This is a genomic window from Nostoc sp. (genome assembly GCF_036917815.1).
Taxonomy (GTDB): Bacteria; Cyanobacteriota; Cyanobacteriia; order Cyanobacteriales; family Nostocaceae; genus Nostoc.
On sequence record NZ_JBALEK010000048.1, the window covers coordinates 68,784 to 88,202 of the forward strand.

Annotated in this window: 15 protein-coding genes; 5 read left to right on the top strand and 10 right to left on the bottom strand. The window is 43.9% G+C overall.

What is annotated here, in order from left to right; all coding sequences use genetic code 11:
- Positions 1 to 155: 155 nt before the first annotated feature.
- Together V7K97_RS14080 and V7K97_RS14085 are read left to right on the top strand one after the other, a co-directional pair.
- Positions 156 to 1,991, top strand: a complete 1,836-nt coding sequence (locus tag V7K97_RS14080; protein WP_334801654.1) for a ShlB/FhaC/HecB family hemolysin secretion/activation protein — start codon at positions 156 to 158, stop codon at positions 1,989 to 1,991.
- 504 nt (positions 1,992 to 2,495) lie between these two features.
- The gene (locus V7K97_RS14085; protein ID WP_334801655.1) at positions 2,496 to 2,816 is read left to right on the top strand and encodes a hypothetical protein; all 321 of its coding nucleotides are present in this window, start codon (positions 2,496 to 2,498) and stop codon (positions 2,814 to 2,816) included.
- Positions 2,817 to 2,932: 116 nt separating this feature from the next.
- On the opposite strand, the gene V7K97_RS14090 is transcribed toward V7K97_RS14085, so the two are convergent.
- From V7K97_RS14090 to V7K97_RS14130, 9 genes are all read right to left on the bottom strand, one after another.
- The gene (locus V7K97_RS14090) at positions 2,933 to 3,253 is read right to left on the bottom strand and encodes a DUF2103 domain-containing protein (protein ID WP_334801656.1); all 321 of its coding nucleotides are present in this window, start codon (positions 3,251 to 3,253) and stop codon (positions 2,933 to 2,935) included.
- Positions 3,254 to 3,258: 5 nt separating this feature from the next.
- Positions 3,259 to 3,579, bottom strand: a complete 321-nt coding sequence (gene clpS, locus V7K97_RS14095; RefSeq protein WP_334801657.1) for an ATP-dependent Clp protease adapter ClpS — start codon at positions 3,577 to 3,579, stop codon at positions 3,259 to 3,261.
- 160 nt (positions 3,580 to 3,739) lie between these two features.
- Positions 3,740 to 5,794, bottom strand: coding sequence for an FAD-dependent oxidoreductase (locus V7K97_RS14100; protein ID WP_334801658.1), 2,055 nt, complete (start codon positions 5,792 to 5,794; stop codon positions 3,740 to 3,742).
- A 118-nt stretch (positions 5,795 to 5,912) separates the two neighbouring features.
- A complete protein-coding gene (locus V7K97_RS14105; RefSeq protein WP_334801659.1) occupies positions 5,913 to 9,911 on the bottom strand; it encodes a DUF4912 domain-containing protein in 3,999 nt (1,332 codons plus the stop codon).
- A gap of 543 nt (positions 9,912 to 10,454) precedes the next feature.
- Positions 10,455 to 11,480: a glycosyltransferase gene (locus tag V7K97_RS14110; RefSeq protein WP_334801660.1), complete on the bottom strand. Its 1,026-nt coding sequence runs from the start codon at positions 11,478 to 11,480 to the stop codon at positions 10,455 to 10,457.
- Positions 11,481 to 11,590: 110 nt separating this feature from the next.
- Positions 11,591 to 12,721 carry a precorrin-8X methylmutase gene (locus V7K97_RS14115; protein WP_334801743.1) on the bottom strand — a complete coding sequence of 377 codons (1,131 nt, stop codon included), beginning with the start codon at positions 12,719 to 12,721 and terminating at the stop codon, positions 11,591 to 11,593.
- A gap of 86 nt (positions 12,722 to 12,807) precedes the next feature.
- On the bottom strand, positions 12,808 to 13,431 hold the full coding sequence (locus tag V7K97_RS14120; protein ID WP_334801661.1) for a hypothetical protein: 624 nt from the start codon (positions 13,429 to 13,431) through the stop codon (positions 12,808 to 12,810).
- A 14-nt stretch (positions 13,432 to 13,445) separates the two neighbouring features.
- The gene (locus tag V7K97_RS14125) at positions 13,446 to 14,693 is read right to left on the bottom strand and encodes an RNA-guided endonuclease InsQ/TnpB family protein (RefSeq protein ID WP_334801662.1); all 1,248 of its coding nucleotides are present in this window, start codon (positions 14,691 to 14,693) and stop codon (positions 13,446 to 13,448) included.
- Between the two features lie 201 nt (positions 14,694 to 14,894).
- Complete coding sequence (locus tag V7K97_RS14130; RefSeq protein WP_334801663.1) at positions 14,895 to 15,242, bottom strand: STAS-like domain-containing protein; 348 nt, start codon at positions 15,240 to 15,242, stop codon at positions 14,895 to 14,897.
- Between the two features lie 420 nt (positions 15,243 to 15,662).
- Between V7K97_RS14130 and V7K97_RS14135 the strand changes: the two genes are divergently transcribed.
- Positions 15,663 to 17,669 carry a heavy metal translocating P-type ATPase gene (locus tag V7K97_RS14135; protein WP_334801664.1) on the top strand — a complete coding sequence of 669 codons (2,007 nt, stop codon included), beginning with the start codon at positions 15,663 to 15,665 and terminating at the stop codon, positions 17,667 to 17,669.
- 258 nt (positions 17,670 to 17,927) lie between these two features.
- Here V7K97_RS14135 and V7K97_RS14140 read toward each other — a convergent pair whose 3' ends face one another.
- Positions 17,928 to 18,506, bottom strand: a complete 579-nt coding sequence (locus V7K97_RS14140; RefSeq protein ID WP_334801665.1) for a PadR family transcriptional regulator — start codon at positions 18,504 to 18,506, stop codon at positions 17,928 to 17,930.
- A 266-nt stretch (positions 18,507 to 18,772) separates the two neighbouring features.
- Here V7K97_RS14140 and V7K97_RS14145 point away from each other — a divergent pair, with 266 nt between their 5' ends.
- Entirely contained in the window at positions 18,773 to 19,186 is a 414-nt protein-coding gene (locus V7K97_RS14145) for a hypothetical protein (RefSeq protein ID WP_334801666.1), read from the top strand.
- 43 nt (positions 19,187 to 19,229) lie between these two features.
- A complete protein-coding gene (locus V7K97_RS14150) occupies positions 19,230 to 19,388 on the top strand; it encodes a hypothetical protein (protein ID WP_334801667.1) in 159 nt (52 codons plus the stop codon).
- The last annotated feature ends 31 nt before the right edge of the window (positions 19,389 to 19,419 follow it).

A 19,419-nucleotide genomic window follows, 5' to 3' on the forward strand; every position in this document is an offset into this window, starting at 1 on the left:
TCACTGAGAAGAAATCCCTGTTGATTATAGTTTTAGTTACAAATCTTCTGAAATCTGAATGTCAAAAATATGATATTGAAATATTCATACAGCCATAGCATACTCAAAAATCAAAATCAGCCCAGTCGTGAGATCAGGCATCCCACTGAGGATAAATGAGAAAAGAAACAGAAACTGGTGTTAATCCGAGAGCAACAAATCAGCAAAGAATTGTCTATTTCTCCGATCAGTTAGACACTTGGCGGAGTTTGGCAAGTAATAAATGGAGTCAGCACAGTTTCACTTTTCAGTGCGGATTGCTAATTCTACCTGCGGTGTGGATTGTAACTGCAAATGGACTTAAAGCTACAGCCAATATCTTGACACCGGACTCGGCTGAAAATAGCAGTCAGCCAAAGTTACAAATAGTACAGAAAACAGAATCTCCCCCGGTAACTAACCCCAATCAACCAAAACCGAACGCCCAACCAGAAACACCACAACGCATTCGAGTTCGCAAAATCCAGGTTGTAGGTAGCACAGTTTTTAATGAAAATGACTTGAATCGAGTCGTGAAACCCTTTGAAGAACGAGACTTGACTTTAGAAGAAATCAGACAAGCCGCCGATGCCGTTACGCAACTTTACTTAAATAAAGGCTATATAAATTCCAGAGCGATTCCAGAGACTCAGCAACCTAGTACCGCCGATGGGATTGTGGTAATTCGGGTGTTGGAAGGGCGTTTGACAGAGATTGACATCGAAGGAACGCGACGATTAAACCCATCTTATATTCGTAGTCGCATCCAATTAGGTGCTGGTATTCCTCTGAATACTGGTAAACTCGAAGAACAATTGAAACTGTTGCGACTCGATCCCTTATTTACCAATGTGGAAGCGCGTCTGCGTCCAACGGGTAAGGTTGCTCAAAGTGTTCTGCTTGTCAGAGTTGAAGAGGCAAATCCTGTAACTGGTAGCTTGGGTGTAGATAATTATTCCCCTCCCAGTATTGGCGCCCAAAGATTGGGTGTGGAACTGCGCGATCGCAATTTAACCGGTATGGGAGATGAGTTAGCAGGCTCTTATTACCATACACTTTCTGGTGGTTCCGATGCCTTTGATTTTAGTTATCAAGTCCCCGTTAACGCCATGAATGGCAAAGTGCAGATTCGAGCCGCATTTAATCGCAGTGAAATTACTGAGCCACCTTTTAATGCTTTTGGCATTCGGGCAAACCAGGATCTTTATGAAATCAATTATCGTCAACCATTAGTGCGATCGCCCAAAGAAGAATTTGCCCTATCCTTGGGATTTAGCTATCAAGATGGTCAAACTTTCCTCTTCGATAACCTCGCAACCCCCTTTGGTATTGGGCCTGATGCCAATGGTGTGAGCCGCACCAGTGTAATTAAATTTGGTCAAGATTATACCAGACGCGAACCTCAAGGAGCTTGGTTTTTGCGATCGCAATTTAATTTTGGCATAGATATATTAGACGCAACTATCAACAGTGACCCCATACCTGATGGTCGCTTTTTCAGCTGGCTAGGTCAAGTACAACGAGTGCAGCAACTCAGCAACGATCATTTATTACTCATCCAAGCAGACTTGCAGCTAACACCAGATAGCCTTTTACCATCACAGCAATTTGTGATTGGCGGTGGACAATCTGTAAGGGGGTATCGTCAAAATATCCGTTCTGGGGATAATGGATTTCGGGTAGCGATGGAAGATCGGATCACAGTGCAGCGCAATGAATCGGGATTATCTACGATTCAACTTGCGCCATTTGTGGACATGGGAGCCGTCTGGAATCAGTCTAATAATCCCAATGCGTTACCAAATCAAACTTTTTTGGTGGGTGCAGGCTTAGGATTCTTGTGGAATCAGGCATTGGGAATTGATCATCTCTTTATGCGGCTCGATTATGGATTTCCCTTTATCGATCTGAGCGATCGCGGTAATAACGCTCAGGATGATGGCTTTTACTTTAGCCTTCGCTATCAACCTTAGTAAAGCAGCGCGTTATAGCAGTTATCGTTTACGTGAGGTACACCCGTAGGGGCACGGCAGTGCCGTGCCCCTACACCTCGTGGTGTAACGTTGTACCACATCTGAATGGGAACCGCTATAGGCTTTCAGCTCTTTCAGCTAAGTAGAACGGTGTTAATAATTAGGGACTTCCAACAAATAAATTCTCCAATCTTGTGTGGTGGGCAACAATAAATAAAACTATGTTACGTAATGTAAAATTAATTAAATTAGCTTTTAGTATCTGTAGCTTCGGGTGGTGCGTTAGCCAGAGGCATAACGCACCCTACGTATATTTCAAAAATCAAATATGAGTCCTATACTTTAATTTTTATTAAAAATATCTAGATTTGCAAAACAAAAGTTTTTGTTGCATTTCTTTACATAAATCTTATTACTCTATTGAGGTTTGTAAATAATTTGTATTTCTGCAAGGAATATTCCTTTAGACTGAGTTTTAACTAGAAAATGTGGGAATAAACACAAATGCATTCCTTAAATATATTTTGTCACGAATTTGTAGTTGCTGTTTCCTTTGTGGCTTGCATTATTGGACTGGTGTTACTGTGGGACGGTAAGCAAGAAACAAATGATGTGGAAGAAACAGAGCGAATTCTATTTAGAATGAGCTTTAGTTACTGGCTAGTTTACTGTGTAGCTTTTGGCATAGAGAAAATAGTTTTACCAGGCTGGGAATCTGTGCTAATGACTTTGAAAATAACTACGGCGCTGTCATATTTCTTAACTTTTTCTTGCATCGTTAGTTTGCCGCTACACAAATTTGCAGTACATCAGGTTGAGGAATAGTCATTTGGGCATTGGGCATTGGGCACTTGTACTGAGCCTACCCCTCCGGGGATCTTGCTACGCGTAGCGTCTCGTAGAGAAGTATTGGGCATTGGGCATTGGGCATGATTAACTAACTATCTCATGGCGATCGCTAATGCCGCTTCTAGTTGATCTTGGGGCAAAGTCGTTAAAATAAACACCTCTTGTACCGTCTTTCCCTGTCGGGCGATGACTTTATAGCCGCCGCGAATTGGTACTGAGACGCGCAGTTGCATTTTTGGACAGTGACCTTTTGCCCGCCCAATGACTCCCGGTGTCACGGTTTGGATGCCATCGTGCTGACAAAGACGTTCTAAAATGGGAATCAGTCCAGAAAGGTGTGTTGAGTGATTCCAAACCAGTCTGGCAGCTTTTTGCGAAGCCGTGCGGAGGGAATCGGCGGTGGGTTTGCCCATGATGATTAAGCTGCTTCTAGAGGTGCCATTGTCAAACCTGCTCGGCGCAGCTGCTGGTGATAGAGTTCCGCAGGTTCTTGGGGGCCAACCCAGACGATCGCTTGACCTTCATAGTGTACCTGATTAGTCAGATCCCAAGCGCGATCGCCAGTCATCCCCGGAATATATTTCATCAAACATTCAGCCACATGTGGGAATGTATTAAAGTCATCGTTTAATACAATCACTTTGTAATTCGGATAAGTCTTACGGATAACTTGACTAGACCGTTCAGGAGCGATAGTTGGTGCTGTGGCCATCCCGTAAAAATCTGCTGAAAGTATCATAATCGTAGAACAATTGATCAACAATATTTTACAAAACTACACTACAAGTAACTAGTTTAGTTGATTGTTTAGGGAGTTGGGAGTGAGGGAGTGAGGGAGTGAGGGAGTGAGGGAGTAAATTCTTCCCAATCCCCAATCCCCACTCCCCACTCCCCAATCCCTATTTCCAACTATCCCAGTTTTCGTTAAAAATAGATGTATCGGGAAAAGCGGTAGGGTTGCCATTTTGTTGCAAAAGCTTTTTGAGTGCTTCTAGTTGTGGCTCTTGCTTGGGTAAGTCATTGACTAGTTGGTAAGGTGCGATCGCATTTTTGAGCGCAAAACTAGCCACAGTTCCTGCAGCTGCGCCAGATGACCATTCAAAGGAGTGTACGCGATAGGCAGCCGCAGCAATATGACTAGTAGCAATGCTTTTGCCTGCTACTAGCAAATTGTCGATTTTCTGGGGAATCATTGCCCTCAGAGCAATTTGGAAGGGATAAGCTTGTCCAGCAGCACGTCTTTCCCCTGGATGTTCTATGTTACCAGGGGCTTCTGGGGGACTATTCACCATGCAAGGATGGAAATCTATGGCGTAGTGACCAATACCCACAGCGTCGGGGAAAATGGTAGAACGAGTCCGTCGCATTGCTTTGTCTGGTGGAATTTTACCATCAATTACTGATACAGCTTCCAAACCTGCAAGGGCTGCTCGTAGCCGACGATACATATCTGCTGGCAAAGTCTTGGAATAATACTCATCATTATAATTTCGACGAGAAATATCAATTTCCCCAATACTAAAGCCTTCGGGTTGTCCCCAACTGGGGCGGCCAATGATCCGCCGTCCTTCGCGCATATAAGGATATTTCGATAACCCATGCACTGTCCCCATTGGGGAATTTAAACCGGAAACAAAGCGGTTATTGGCTTGCTGCTGCTTGACACCATCCCCAAGTTGGGAATCTGTAGTCCCAGCTACCAACCAGTAATAGAAAGAGAGGGCATTTTCCTCAGCCTTGCGGAGGGTTTCTGTCCGCAATCCTCCCATCCAACCCCCTGGGTTTAACTGCCCAGTTGCTTGTAATTGTTGACGAGTGTAAATTAAGTTATCACTAGCAGTTCCGGGGCGGTAGTCGTTACCCCAAGTCCAGTTTTGCATGGATATATCTCCCGGTGTCGGCGCAGTAAAATCTATACCGCCGAATTTTTCTGGTTTCCCTTTGTTTGGACTCCAAATACGCCGATAGGTGAAAACTAAATCAAAGTTAGCCAGTCGGGTTAATTCATAGCTGAAATATGGGGCGTATTCTAAATAAAATGGGGGCATTGTCTGCGGTTGCGGTTCCTTGGTTGCCTCCATTGCAAAGGTGTAGGTAAAGCCTTGAGGACAATATGGATCGTTGTTGGTGCTAGAAGAAGATGGTTCTAGGTAGGAACGGGCATCAATGCCTAATCGGTAGGGAACATCTGCAAGGGCGATAATTTCGCCGGTTTCGCTGGTGTCTACGACATACCATTTAGGAGCATCCCCTTTCGTTGCTTTGGGGATGAAACGGAGAATAGTTTTAGTAAACCGAGATGAGTTTTCGTAGCTATAGTCATCTTCAATAGTTTGAGATAAGGTAAAAGTATTGAGAGGTGGTGCGCCTTTTGGTGGTTGATGTTGGATGGCGATCGCACTATTAATTATTTTGCCATCAGCAGCAATTTCTAAATCCTTAATTACTGTGTTGGGGAACCATTGCAACTTACCTCTGCCCTGCTTCTCAGCATCTTTAAGCATCTGGGTCAAAATCGTGTGAGCATCGCGGGGAAGAAAGCAAGATTCACTTACCCAGCAGTCACCAGGATTAAGTTTACCGTATTTCCGCCCAATGCGGTTTCGCAATTCTAGGTAGCCGCGAGAATAGAATTTGAGAGCTCGCTGAGTTGGGCGTTCGTCTAACGCAGATGTCCCTTGAGCAGAAATTTGTCCTCCCAGCCAGTCGGTAATTTCCGTTAGGCAAACTGTTCGCCCTGCTAGTAAGCCCTCGTAAGCTGTGGCGACACCGGCAAGTCCACCACCGACAACTAAAATCTCGCAATTAACAGTTTTGTCTGGGGTTCTCGGTGGTGCTGCGTTCGTCTTTGACGTTGGCGCAGCCATCGCACCATTAAATGCAACTAAACTAGATAGTAAGTTAAAACTAATCAATGATGTCAAACTAAAAGCTACTTTGTGTCTACGCTTCATACTAAAAAAACCTTCAACTGTATTCCATCCATCTGAAAACCGCTATATAATAAAATCCCCCCTTCCTAAACTCCCTAAAAAGGGAGAATAAGGTGAGAGGGGATAACTCAGGTTAATATTAGCTTTCGGAAGTTTCCTGAGAGAACTTTTTATGAATAGTTCTTGTGGATTCCCCATCAGCAGCTACCGTGATCAGATAGTCCATTAAACCATCCGAAAAGGGAAGACGTAAGTGGAAAGTACCATCGGGTTTGGTTTTGATGCTATGTCCGCTAATGTTTACGGTTGTATTTGGTTGGGTTGCTCCGTGAATAATTAACTCTGCATCGGCTACAAACCAAAAATCTCCGTTGGAACGACTGAAGACTCGAACATTAGCGGAACGGGCGATGAGTAACCAACGTAGTTTACCGTCGTAGGCATCGCCATCAGCAATATAGCCAATTTCAACCATGTAGTCGCGATCGCTCACGGGAATAGCTACAAAGCGATCGTGTGCTACCTCTTCACATTCATACTGCTGGATCAGCTCGGGACTTTGATAACTCAAGTCAATCTCAGTTACATCGTAGAGCCGCACTACTAATTGGGAGCCGCCTTCTTGTTGCAGCGCTTGGTTCTGAGTGGGGGAAATGTACCAAGAGACATAAGCCCACTTGGGAGTGCGAGGCGTAAGGGTAATACTGCTTTCTTTTTCACTGCTCTCTTCTTTTACATCTACCAAGCCAATAGCTGTTTCGCTTGTTGACGCGACATTTTCAACTGTGGGATCTGGATGCACAGGAGTGAAGACACGAACGATCGCAGAATGGGCGATAAATAACCAGCGATTGCCATCTGCGATATAACCGATTTCCGCCATATAGTCCCGATTGGTAACAGGAATTTCTACCAGGAGATCGCGTGCTGTCTCCTCACATTCGTACTGCTGGACAATCTGGGGACTTTGATAACTCAAGTCCATCTCGGTTGCATCATAGAGCCGCACTACTAATTGAGAGCCACCCTGTTGGCGCATCGCTGCTTTTTTGGTTTCGGAAATCTCCCAAGTTACCTCAGCCGATGTGGAAGTGCGGAGTGTGAGGACAATACTGCTCTCTTCATCTGCATTTACTGAGCCAATAGCTGTTTCGGCGGCAATTGGCAGATTTTCAACGATGGGATCTGGATGGATCGGACTGAAAACGCGAACGATCGCAGAACGAGCAATGAATAACCAGTGTTCGCCATAAGCGATATAGCCAATTTCAGCTAGGTAATCGCGATCGCTGGCGGGAATTTCTACAAAGCGATCGTGTGCTGTCTCTTCACATTCATACTGCTGTACCAGCTGGGGACTTTGATAACTCAAGTCAATGCCAGTCACATCATACAGCCGCACTACCAATTGAGAGCCACCTTGTTGCCACGCTGCTGCTTTCTTGGCTGCGGAAATCTCCCAAGTTACATCAGCCGATGTATAGGTATGTGGTGTGATAACAATACTGCTCTCTTCATCTGCATCTACTGAGCCAATAGCTGTTTCGGCTGTGATTGGCACACGATCAACGATGGGATCTGGATGTATCCGACTGAAAACGCGAACGATGGTGGAACGGGCGATGAATAACCAGCGTAGTTTACCGCCGTAGGCATCGCCATCAGCGATATAGCCAATTTCGGCGATGTAGTCCCGATTAGTGATGGGAATTTCGACAAAGCGATCGTGTGCTGTCTCTTCACATTCATACTGCTGGACAAATTGAGGATTTTGATAACTCAAATCTATTCCAGTGACATCATAGAGCCGCACTACCAATTGAGAGCCACCTTGTTGGCGCAGGGCTGCTTTCTTGGTTTCGGAAATCTCCCAAGAGACATCAGCCCAATGGGAACTGCGGACTATAGTTTTCCAAGAGACGTCAGCCGATGTGTAAGTATGCGGTGTGAGGACAATACTGCTCTCTTCATCCAAACCAATAGCTGTTTCGGCGGCGATATCAGTTTTTCCTTGGGCATCTGATGCCCAAGTGGTTGCCTGGGATACCATTCCCGCCCCTGCTGCTAAAGCCGCAGCCGCGCCCAAATCTGTGGAGTTAACACCTTCTCCAACAGTCGGCGCTCCTTGAGATTGCAAATTGATCGTCGGTTCGGCTGCATCGGCCACCACATTCAAGGCGTCTTCTGGCAATTCTGGCAATTCTGGCAATTCTGGCAAATCGAGCAGTGAGGATGTTTGTGGCGCTGAGGCTTCCCCATCGCCAGACTGTGGTAAAGGCAATTCATCTACTGGAGCTGTATCTTCAGTTGAGGTGATACTCTCTAGCCAGTTCAATTCTGCCTCAAGTTCCTGATCTATCTGATCTTCATCAATTTCTGTGTCCCAATATCCAAAATCAGATGTTACTTCTAGCACATCTGGTAATTCTGGGAGTGGATCTGTCACTTCATCAGAAGGCAGTTCCACATCAGATACATCTTCTGGAATATTAGCCAGGTGAGGATATAAAGTATTTACTACAGCTGCCGGGGCTTCTGTGTCCCAGGCAACTTCATCAGACTCAGGATGGCTGGACTCCATATAATTACTTACCTCGCCTGTCTCATCAATCGCATCTGTTTCTTGGTTGGTAAAGGCAGACCAGGTAGCCGCACCCATGCCCGTTGCTAGAGCTGCACCACCGGTTAAAGCTGCGGCTCCCAAGTTGTTATTTTCTGAGGTTCTGCCTTCATAGAGGTTAGAGGTGCCATTTGTTGCCTCTTGGACTAGATTTGATGACCCCTGAGTAGCATTCTCGGTTAGGTCAGATTGTCTTTGATCGTAGATGTTGAAAGGAGTGCGATCGCGGGTTTCTTGCTCTTGAAAGTCTGGAACTGGCTGCTCTTCAAGCATCACTCCGTTCGGGGAGGGATCTGTGCTGCCATTGGGCACCGCCATTTCTCTATCTTCTGGGCTGGGTAGATGAGGATTTGGTTTTGGTAAGTCGTCTGTTTTCTCAGTGGGCGATGGGCGTTTCCCTAGAACCCACCATAGGGATGCTCCAGCGACACTAATAAAAAATAAAGGTAGCAGCAACCACAATGGGGTTTGCTTGTTTACAACTGGACTGTTTTGTGCTGGAGCCGCCACAAAAGGCTGTTCTCCAAATGCAGAACTAGTGGCACTAGGGGAAGGTGCAGCAGTTGGTGTCGTCTCAACAGTGGGAGAAGCCGTAACAATAGGTTGTAATACGCTGGCGGCGATCGCCTCGGCTTCAGTAGTTCTAGCTTGTTGTATAGCCTTCTGTCCTGGGGATGCCAAGGTAAAGCCGAGAAAATTTTGTACGCCTAAACTCGGATTTTTTTTGTAAACGTAAACTAAAGGTTGCGAGAAGGGATATTTAGTATCATCTGGCAAGGTTTGATTTAATTGCAGAACTCGCACACCTTGTAACTTCGACACCTGATTAGCTAACACATAGCTGATACCGTCTTTGCCCAGTTGTTTGATAATTTCTGCGGTATTATCGTCAGTCAGTTGGGTGGCATTTGGCCCTGTAGCAAACTGAGCACTCTTGAAGGCTGGATAAGTCCGAAAAGTATTGCGAGTTTCACTGGTGTTAGGGTGATCAATTAACCGAATCTTCCCTGGCGATCCTCCCAGTTGTGACCAATTTGTAATTTGTCCCCGGAAAATCCGGGCGAATTGCCTATTAGTCAAGCTTCCTTTGAAAGGATTATCTGCACCAACCACGATGGCAATCTTTTCACGGCGCAGGCGAACTTGCTCTAGCCCTTGGGCTTTTTCTGCTGGTGTCAAGCCACGCCCCATTGCTACTATATCGATTTTGCCATCTCGCAAATCTTTCAGTGCTGTACTGGTGCCGTTAGCAGCAACTTCAACCTTTGTGCCGGCAAACTGTTTTTCAAAACTTTCTTTCAGGCTTTGATTAATTGCACCTAAGCTACTGGAACCGTCAATCCGCACTGTCGTCCCATTCTGCACTATTTCCGGCAGTGGAAAAGAGGTAGCTTCAGGTGTAGATTGTGCCAGCATCGGTGCTGATACCACCAGAGCTGCTGCCATCGGGGTTGTAGCTAGGGCAACCCATAATACCAGCCTGACTATCGAAGTATCTTTTTTTTCTTGTTGCCACATATACACCTTATTAAAGTAAAAAATAGAAAGCCTGCCAGTCCTAAATCGCGATCTTTGGATGATGGAGGAGACGCGCTAATTATACATCTGAGTTATCTTTACTTCTAATTACAAAGAAAGGCAGGAAGCAGGAGGAAAGAGAAGAAGTATTAACAGAAACTTTAGTTGTGGGTTATTGCTCACTAGTATAGAAAGAATTGTATCTCGCCCTCCAGGTCTCGATCCAAAGCGTCCTTGTTATAATTCCACGCTTTTTAGTGTGAGTTCATCTTGCCTCCTAAATTCAACACACTTATATTAGTTTATACTTTGTCATAGTTTGGATGCTAAAGTCTGTTTACTATAAATTTTTCTCAGCTATGTTGCAACTTATCCAAGTTGGTAGTTTATGGCGACAACTATGAATTATTGAATTATTAAAGCTGGTAAAGTGTACCAAATTCAATATTATTTAACAATATTATTCTCAGTATCTGTATAAAAGCTGCCAACTATCGTAACTACCCTTTCCACATTGCGGTTGTCTCTTTTATTACCTTTTAACTAATTCTGGGTTGATAAAAGCTTATTTAGGCGAGATTTAATATTACTTGTCTTCAAAATGAAGCAACGGCGTTGTAAAAATATTTGGCGTTGCCAACTGGATGCATCTCGCCAGCGTTCATAGGTAGGAGAGGCTACGTCTGTTAAAAAGCTAGCCCACCGTGCAGTCAGTTCCTCAATCCCCGTTTCTGTTGATCGAATCCGACCATTGTCGATCATTGACTGACGTAATTTATGGTTGTCGCGCAGGCGTTTCAGAGATGCAATTATCTCGTCAACAGAAGTTACTTCTATATAATCGAGTTCGCTTTTACGTTCATATTGGTAAGCGGATTCACGACCAAGAATGATCGGAACTCCAGCTTGCCAAGCATTATATAATTTAGATGCTGGTTTAAAGTTATATGTATTGCTATCAAAGCTACGCACGGCAATGACAACATCCACATCACTGTAGTCGTGCCAGCGTTCAAAGTTCACAATACTCCAATTTAAACCTAATGCATTGACTTGGTGTTTCCAGGCAGCTGTTTGCATCTGAGAAACCAAGTTTTCTACTTGACCAAAGTAGGCAACATTTTCAAATGTATCACCACGCTGATGATTGCGAGGAATCAATCCAGACTGGGGCCAATGGGGCAGATAATAAGTTTGCCAAAGGCTTGGAGAGTATTTTGTAATTTCATCTTGAGTATTTTGGATAATATGAAGTTGTGCGTAAGGATGATGACTTCTATCTGCACGCAAACAAACAATCAATAATTGTGGTGTTGGTTGTAGGTTGTCTGGCAAAAAATCGCGATGCGCCAAAACAATTCCTTCGGTGGGTAAAGTTCCTACCAATTGACATGGAAATCCCTGATTTTTGAGGTGAAGATAGGTTTGTAGAGTCCAGTTATATCGCCCTTGACCGTAACGTAGAGAATTTTGCCATTGCCAGTAAAGATTTGAATTTTCTAATATGCGATCGCTAGGCCATTGGTTTGGGGGAATGTAAAAATAAATAGCTGGTAACTTATCATTCATGGCAATATGAAATCAGTTTTCGGTCGAGTATAACCCAGCCAAATTACTTGTGAAGAAGTTCAACTGGATAAATATTTCTGAAGCAGTGCTGAATACTCAGTATTCATTGTTCAGGACTTAGAAGAATCTACTACATCTTTGAGATAACAATGACAATCTGGCTTATCAATCAGTGACTCCACCAAGGCATTTAGGGCAGTTGTAGCTAGTGCGCCACCTCCCAAAGTTCCTTCAACTGTAATATAAGGTATCCCTTGTTGCATCAGTTGTCGCTTGGCTGCGGGAGCATGGCTAAAGCCAATGGGCATTCCAATTACTAGTGCAGGCTGAATTTTCTGGTTGGCCATCGCTTCACAAGCTTCCAGAAGTACTGAGGGAGCATAACCAACTACCAGTATGCAACCATTACTTACTTGCTGCAATTTTGATCGCCATTCTCGATGTTGCCAAAAGGCCAGTTCTGCTTCTGTGGCAGTGGTAATATGGGGGTTATCAATCAAAGTTTCGGTGCGGCATCCCAAGTGAAGTAATCGGGTTTGATCTAAAGCAGCAGCAACCGTTTGGGTATCGACAACAATTTCACACCTTGAAGATAAAGCTTCTCGACTAGCGGCGATCGCATCTCGACTCAATTTGATAAAGGACACCAAACTCACATCGCCACAAGCCAAAACCAACTGAGAAATTAAGTGTTGTTCAATTTCCGAACGTTGAGACAAATCAGGTAATAAGAGTTGTAGCGATTCGGTAAAAGCTTCCGAATGGGTATGAATTTCCCCATCCAAGCCATTCCAGAGATTTTCCAATCCGCCCAATCCAGCTTGAGTTTCGACATCGAGTAACTTCAGTTGTGCCAAAACTTCCGCTTGGATAATTTGACAATGGCGATCGCGCCCCAATAATCCTTCTAATGCTGATGCAGTTTGTCGCAGTTGAGAAATTTGTTGCATCACCGCCCGATATTGCTGCTGGAGTTGTCCCATGAGGTTAACAGTTGTGTCGGCTTCTGGTTCCACTTCCAAAATATTGCGGATATGGTTTAGCTGAAACCCTTGCTGTTTGAGTGCGACAATCCGTTGCAACCGGAGGACATCTTTTTGGGTATAGAGACGGTAATTGCTGCGCGATCGCACTGGTTGCGGTAGCAGTCCCAATTGATGGTAATGGCGCACCATCCGCGGAGTTAAACCGCCTCCTACCAAGTGCGTTAACTGCTTAATTGTCAGATCGCTACTTTTGATTTCCACGAATTAATCTGGTCTTGATAAAGGTTAATTGTTGCGGAGGGTTTAGGAAACGCGATCGCTTTTAACCTAGCTTAGATCAACTATCTGCTAGCCAATAATTTTTTCTGTCTATTAGCTGCTTGGATGACGTTGTTGTTGCTCGTAAATACCTGAATATCTGGAACAACAGCATAATCCATGTCATGTGTGATAATTTTAATTTTCCCCGCTCCTGCTCTGCTAATAGCTTCGAGAAGTAGCAAGTCATAGCCATCAACAGCTTGAGTTTGGAATCTGTTTAGTGCTGCATCAGTTGTTGCGTCATCTACTGTCAGATCAACCGGAACAGCAAGCGCCTTAACCTGACTCCAAGCTGACTGAACTTCGGCAACAACATTCATCCGTTCGTTTGGGTAATTATGACGGTATTCTTTAACTGGCAAAAACCCATAGGATTTTATATATATGTTATGTTCAGTTTTCTCAATAATATGAGCTAGTTCAGCTAAAATTAACCCAGAATATGTCAGTGTGGCTCCATTTAAAAGAGCTTGGTTGATATATTTAAGATAATTGCTGAATTTGGAGGTTTTAGTACCAAACCCAGCATTTGTATAAGTCTGCCAAAACCAGACGTTGGTATCTACAAGAAAAATATCATCCTGCTGGGGATTGTCAGTTTTGATGTCGATGATATCAGCTTGGATATTAAGGTTGACCACCATACGGTGAACTACTCCTAGTTGCCTTCGGCTGAACTAGGAGCTTCTGTAATCGCGGGGGAGTGCCTAAACCTAGACTTTCGCCCAAGAATAGGACTTACCTCCCCTCCTACAGCAGAGACGGCTGAACCTTCCGCCTTGATCATTCTGATACCCTCCGCTCTAATATTTATCGCCGCGTTTCCATCCCTGTCATGATGAGTACCGCAGTGAGGACAAGTCCATTCACGGACATCCAATGGCATCTCACTCACTTGATAGAAACAATTAGAGCAAAGTTTTGAACTGGGAAACCATCTATCAATTTCAATCAACTTCCCGCCTTTGCGTTCCAGTTTATAGGCTAAAAAGTTAGTGAATGTTCCCCAGCCAACATCAGATATTGATTTTGCCAATTTGTGATTACGAACCATGCCTAATACATGAAGATTCTCTACTATGACAGCTTGGCTATCGCTGACCAACTTATAACTAAGTTTATGCAGAAAATCTTGCCGCGAATTACTAATTCGCTCGTACACCTTGGCAACAACTTTTCTATATCTATTTCTTGACTTACTTCCTTTGACTTTACGCGCTAATTTTTTCTGTTTGTGTTTAAGGTTTTTCTCGTGCTTGGCAAGGTGCTTAGGATTATCGTATTTAGAAATATGAACACCGTCAGTTACAACAGCAAAGTGCTTCAACCCTAAATCAATGCCGTAAATCTTCCCCTCTGAGATCACAGGATTTTCACCCTCTACCGTCGGGCTTTGCCCGCCCGCTACGCTAACGGTGAGTATAGATGCAAAGTATTTACCTGATGGCGTTTTACTGACAGTAACAGTCTTTATTATCCCCACAATCGATCTATGTATTTTGGCTTTTACTATCCCGATATTACCAGGGAGCTTGAGTGAACCATCTACAATCAATACATTTTGAGGATATTGGATAGACTGTTTTCCAAACTTAGATTTGAACTTAGGAAATCCAGCACGTTTTGCAAAAAAGTTTTTGTACGCGGTGGTTAGATTGAGTGTTGTAGCCTGCAAAATTTGACTGTAACAATCACCTAACCAAATAGTTTCTTCTGCTTTCTTGAGTACAGGAAGAAATGCGTTGAGTGCTGCACGGCTAAGTCCTTTCCCCGTCTCTAAATAAGTCTCAATTGACTTATTTAGAGCGTAATTCCACCACCATCTAGCACACCCAAAAGCCTGCGCTAATTGAATTTGCTGCTGAACTGATGGATATAAACGGACTTGTACAACCTTGTGCAACACTTCACTTTCACCTCCTTAACATCTATACTTTACCACGTATATATATTCTGGTAAAGTAATCAAATAAAATAATTGGGGATTCGTCATACATCCAGTATTTGTTTTTGCTGGCGCAAAAAAATAATACTGGATGTAATCCTCATCCCCCGCTCCCTATCCCCACCTTATGAGTACATTGAAGGTGGGGACTTCCGCGACACGTTAAAAAGTTGCAGCCTGCTCTGCGATCGCTGCATCAACCGCATTCCGAAATTGCTCATCGGAATAGTAATGCTTCGCATTGGCAATCACACGCTCAAGAACAGTCCAACCCTCAGAACTGATAGCGGTGAACTCAACCAGCCGATTAAGGTTATCTGCTGGAATATCTTTTAAAAGATGACCGATCGCAAAGTTGAAAAAAGGAGAAGCAAAAACCTGAACTCCAGTAAAATCTAATTCTACAGGGTTGCCAGAAAGCAGAACTGGATGAATCTGGTCATATACCTTCTGTCCAATCTCAGCGCTGATGGCGTATTTCCCGACGAGATCAAAAATTTTGTATGCCATTCCTCTATCTCCCTCTTTAAAATAACCGCTTCTTAAGTTGATGAGCTTCAGTTGCTAGGCAGTAGCAAGATTCATCACACCGAATTGCAATATTAATCAGGGTTCCTCTAAAATTAGTACATTTGTTCTCATATATAATATTATCGCCTATATTGACATATCCGTCATTACTAAAGATTGTAAGGTTTCCATGATTTTTTACGATGAACTCCTGCAATAAATTTAAGCCTGCGCCACGGGAGATACTGATACTGTTATTTATATCTTGAACTTTAACACTGGTATCAACAAGATTTAGCACTTTTTGCGATCGCCCTGATGCCAGAGGCGATTAGTGTCAGAGCATTTTTCAGGCTAAACCTTGACATTAACATCAATGTCAAGGTTTAGCCTGAGAGAGTCCCTGTTAATTCACCTCTCATGCTCTACCCCCAACGTTTCACCCAATTCACCAGAGAACACGCAGATACCGTAGCAGCCCTTTTGTGCGGCTTACTGTTATTTTTCGGATGGTTCGCCTTGCATCTCGGTTGGTTGGGATTGGCATTCTTGCTACTACCTGCTGCTTATGTGATTGGTGGTTACGAAAGTGCGCGGGAAGGATTGACTACCCTCTTCAAAGAAAAGGAACTCGATGTAGATTTGCTGATGATTGTGGCGGCCATTGGTGCTGCTAGCCTTGGCTTATGGCGAAGAGAATATCATCTGATTATTGATGGGGCAATTTTGATACTCATCTTTGCCATCAGTGGCGCACTAGAAGGCTATGCAATGGCGCGAACTGAGCGGAGTATCAGGAGTTTGATGAGTTTGACACCAGATACAGCGAGGGTTTGGGTTCAGGGAAGGGAAGAGGAAATTCCGATCAGTCAGCTAAAGGTGGGTGATGAGATTCTCGTCAAACCCGGAGAGCTAATTCCTACTGATGGAATAATTTTATCTGGTTACAGCACTCTCAATCAAGCTGCAATTACAGGCGAGTCTTTACCTGTAGAGAAGACAGTGGGCGCAGAAGTATTTGCCGGCACACTCAACGGCTATGGTGCATTGCAAATTAAGGTACACAAACCAGCCCAAAGTAGTTTGATTCAGCGTGTGATACGCCTAGTAGAACAGGCGCAGACTCAAGCACCTCCTTCCCAAGAGTTTATCGATCGCTTTGAGAAGGGATATGCCAAAGTTATTGTAGTCGCCGGGATATTGCTGGCAACTTTACCGCCATTTCTCTGGGGTTGGGATTGGGAAACAACAATTTATCGCGCCCTTACTTTTCTGGTGGTGGCTTCTCCCTGTGCGCTGATGGCGGCAATTATGCCAACGCTGCTTTCGGGAATCGCCAATGGTGCAAGACAGGGGATTTTGTTTAAAAATGGGGCGCAATTAGAGAAGATTGGCAAAGTCCGAGCGATCGCATTTGATAAAACTGGTACTCTCACAACAGGACAGTTGCAGGTGTTCCAGGTAGTTTCAGTTAGTGAATACACTAAAGATGATGTATTAAAAACTGCCGCTAGTGTGGAATCATCTTCGGAACATCCCATCGGTAAAGCGATTGTACAGGCGGCTGGTGAAACAGTTCGAGTCTTGGCGGTTCCCGTCGAGTCGAAACTGTTGAACCCAAAGGGTGATTTAAATTGGGTTGGTGCAATGCAAGTGCAAGCTATACCAGGACAGGGAATTGTCGGAATTTTGCCAGAACAACAGGTAATTGTCGGGAATGCCATTTTTGTACAGAAGTATGTCACAAATTTACCTGAAGAATTGCGAGAAATAGTTCAATCTTGGGAGCAAGAGGGTAAAACTGTGGTTTGGGTAGCGAAGAACCCCACCCCCAACCCCTCCCCGCTCTTCGGGAGGGGAGCCGGATTTGAGGTGATGGGTGTCATTGCGATCGCAGATCAAGTAAGATCCCAAGCAGCCGCAACCATTACCCGGTTAAAAAAACTGGGAGTTGAACAAATTGTCATGTTAACCGGGGATAATCAAGAAACTGCTCACAGTGTCGCCAAAGCAGTCGGAATTGATCGGGTATATGCCCAACTTCTGCCAGAAGATAAGCTGGATGTCATCCGCAGTCTACAGCAACAATATCAAACTGTGGCAATGGTGGGCGATGGAATTAATGATGCACCAGCTTTAGCACAAGCATCTGTGGGTATAGCGATGGGAATATCTGGTAGTGATGTGGCGTTGGAAACCGCAGATATAGTATTGATGGCAGACAGGTTAGAAAAAATTGCTGTAGCGATACATTTAGGTAGGCGATCGCAACTCATCGTCAAACAAAATATAGTCGTAGCCTTGGGTTTTATTGTTTTGCTTTTAGTGGGCAACTTTCTGGGAAATATTAACTTACCCATCGGCGTAATTGGACATGAAGGTTCTACAGTATTAGTTACCCTCAGTGGACTAAGATTGCTGAAATAACAAATCACGAAAATATAGGACTCATATTTGATTTTTGAAATATACGTAGGGTGCGTTATGCCTCTGGCTAACGCACCACCCGAAGCTTTTGGTGCGTTCCGCTACGCGATAACACACCCTACAGATACTTAGATTTTTTCACGCAATCAAATCGGATTCCTATAGTACTTTGTCAAGCTACTAATAAAGAGTTTGTAGTAAGCACTAAAGTGCTTAGAAAATAAGGACTGAAGTCCTTACTACGAACTTGCTTATCCATCAATGTAAACTTGACAGACTAGCAGTAGAGTAGGGTAATGGCTTTTGCTGACTGATAAGTGCGATCGCAATCTTCAACCAATCAATATAAGTCTCTTCTCTTCGGATTACCAACTCCAGCACCAGCCTTTGCATCAACTGCTCACGGTTGGCAGACTCATCAGTGAGTGATGGCAAATTGATGATTTCACATTCAGTAAGCTTTTTGCTTCGAGCCGCCAATTGTTGCTCTAGTAGGTGAATGATGGTTTCATTTGACAACTGATCTGCAAAATGCAACTGTAAGAGCAAAGGCTCTCGTACAGTCGGTAAGGGCTGATGAATCCCCAGCCATCGGGCGAATTCGGCTTTTCCTGGCTCTGTCACACTGTAGACTTTGCGGTTGGGGCGATTGTGTTGAATCTCAATGGTACAGGTAATGCAGCCTTGCTCAACTAGCTTATCGAGAGTTCTGTAAATTTGTGCCTGATCTGCTGGCCACAAATGGGCGATGCATTGATCAAAGCAGCTGGTTTTGAGGTCGTAGCCCGTCATTTCTTGCTGCTGAAGAAGACCTAGAATTACGTATGCTAGCGACATGAAGACGGTTTTCCCATAATTGATATTTTCTCGATCGGTTTTACACTATGTACTTCTTATAAGTTTATGCTAATATATGATTAATCTTATATAAGATATAACGGTTACAAAAATATATGTTGACTATAATGCTTCTTAGCAAGAAAACCAAATACATAAAAAACTTCACTCACAAGGGCATGGAGCATGGAGAAGAGTTATCAATGCCCAATGCTTAGAAATTATTTAAGCGATTGAAGACTATTGTAACGAGAGGATGGGCAACATTGACTTCTAACACACTTCTACAAAGAATACATCAACATCAATATCTGCGTGATTTACGAAACAAATTACTCCACCTTCACAAGATGTTGCTGGAGACTGAACGCATTGCCTACGAACAGGTTAGTGGACGAGTATCAAGCGGAGAACTACTTCAGCTCGTCATCGCTCATGAACAATTTGCTTGGCTACATCGGATTTCTGAGATGGTTGTGCAAGTTGATGAAATGCTGCAAGCAGATGAACCAATATTGCTGGACGATTTCCAAAAATTGATTGCTGATGTTCGCACCCTGATTGTACCGTTAGAGACAGGCAATACCTTCGAGAGAAAGTATTACAACGCTCTCCAGCGCGAACCTGGTGCTGTGTTGGCACATGCGGAGATATCCAGATTTCTCACGTCTAAGGTTTAAGGGTAAAGGATTTCCATCAAATCTACCATTATTTACCCAAGCAGTGCTGAGTAAAAAAGTCACAATCATACTCAGCGAACAAAGTGAAACCCAACAAAATCAAGGATTATTGATGTTGGGTTTCATTCCTCAACCCAACCTACCTTTAATCACTAATAGACATCTCCAGAAATTAAATATGCGTTACCCAGAACCCTTGTAGAGAAGTAGCAGTGCTACATCTCTACATTCTT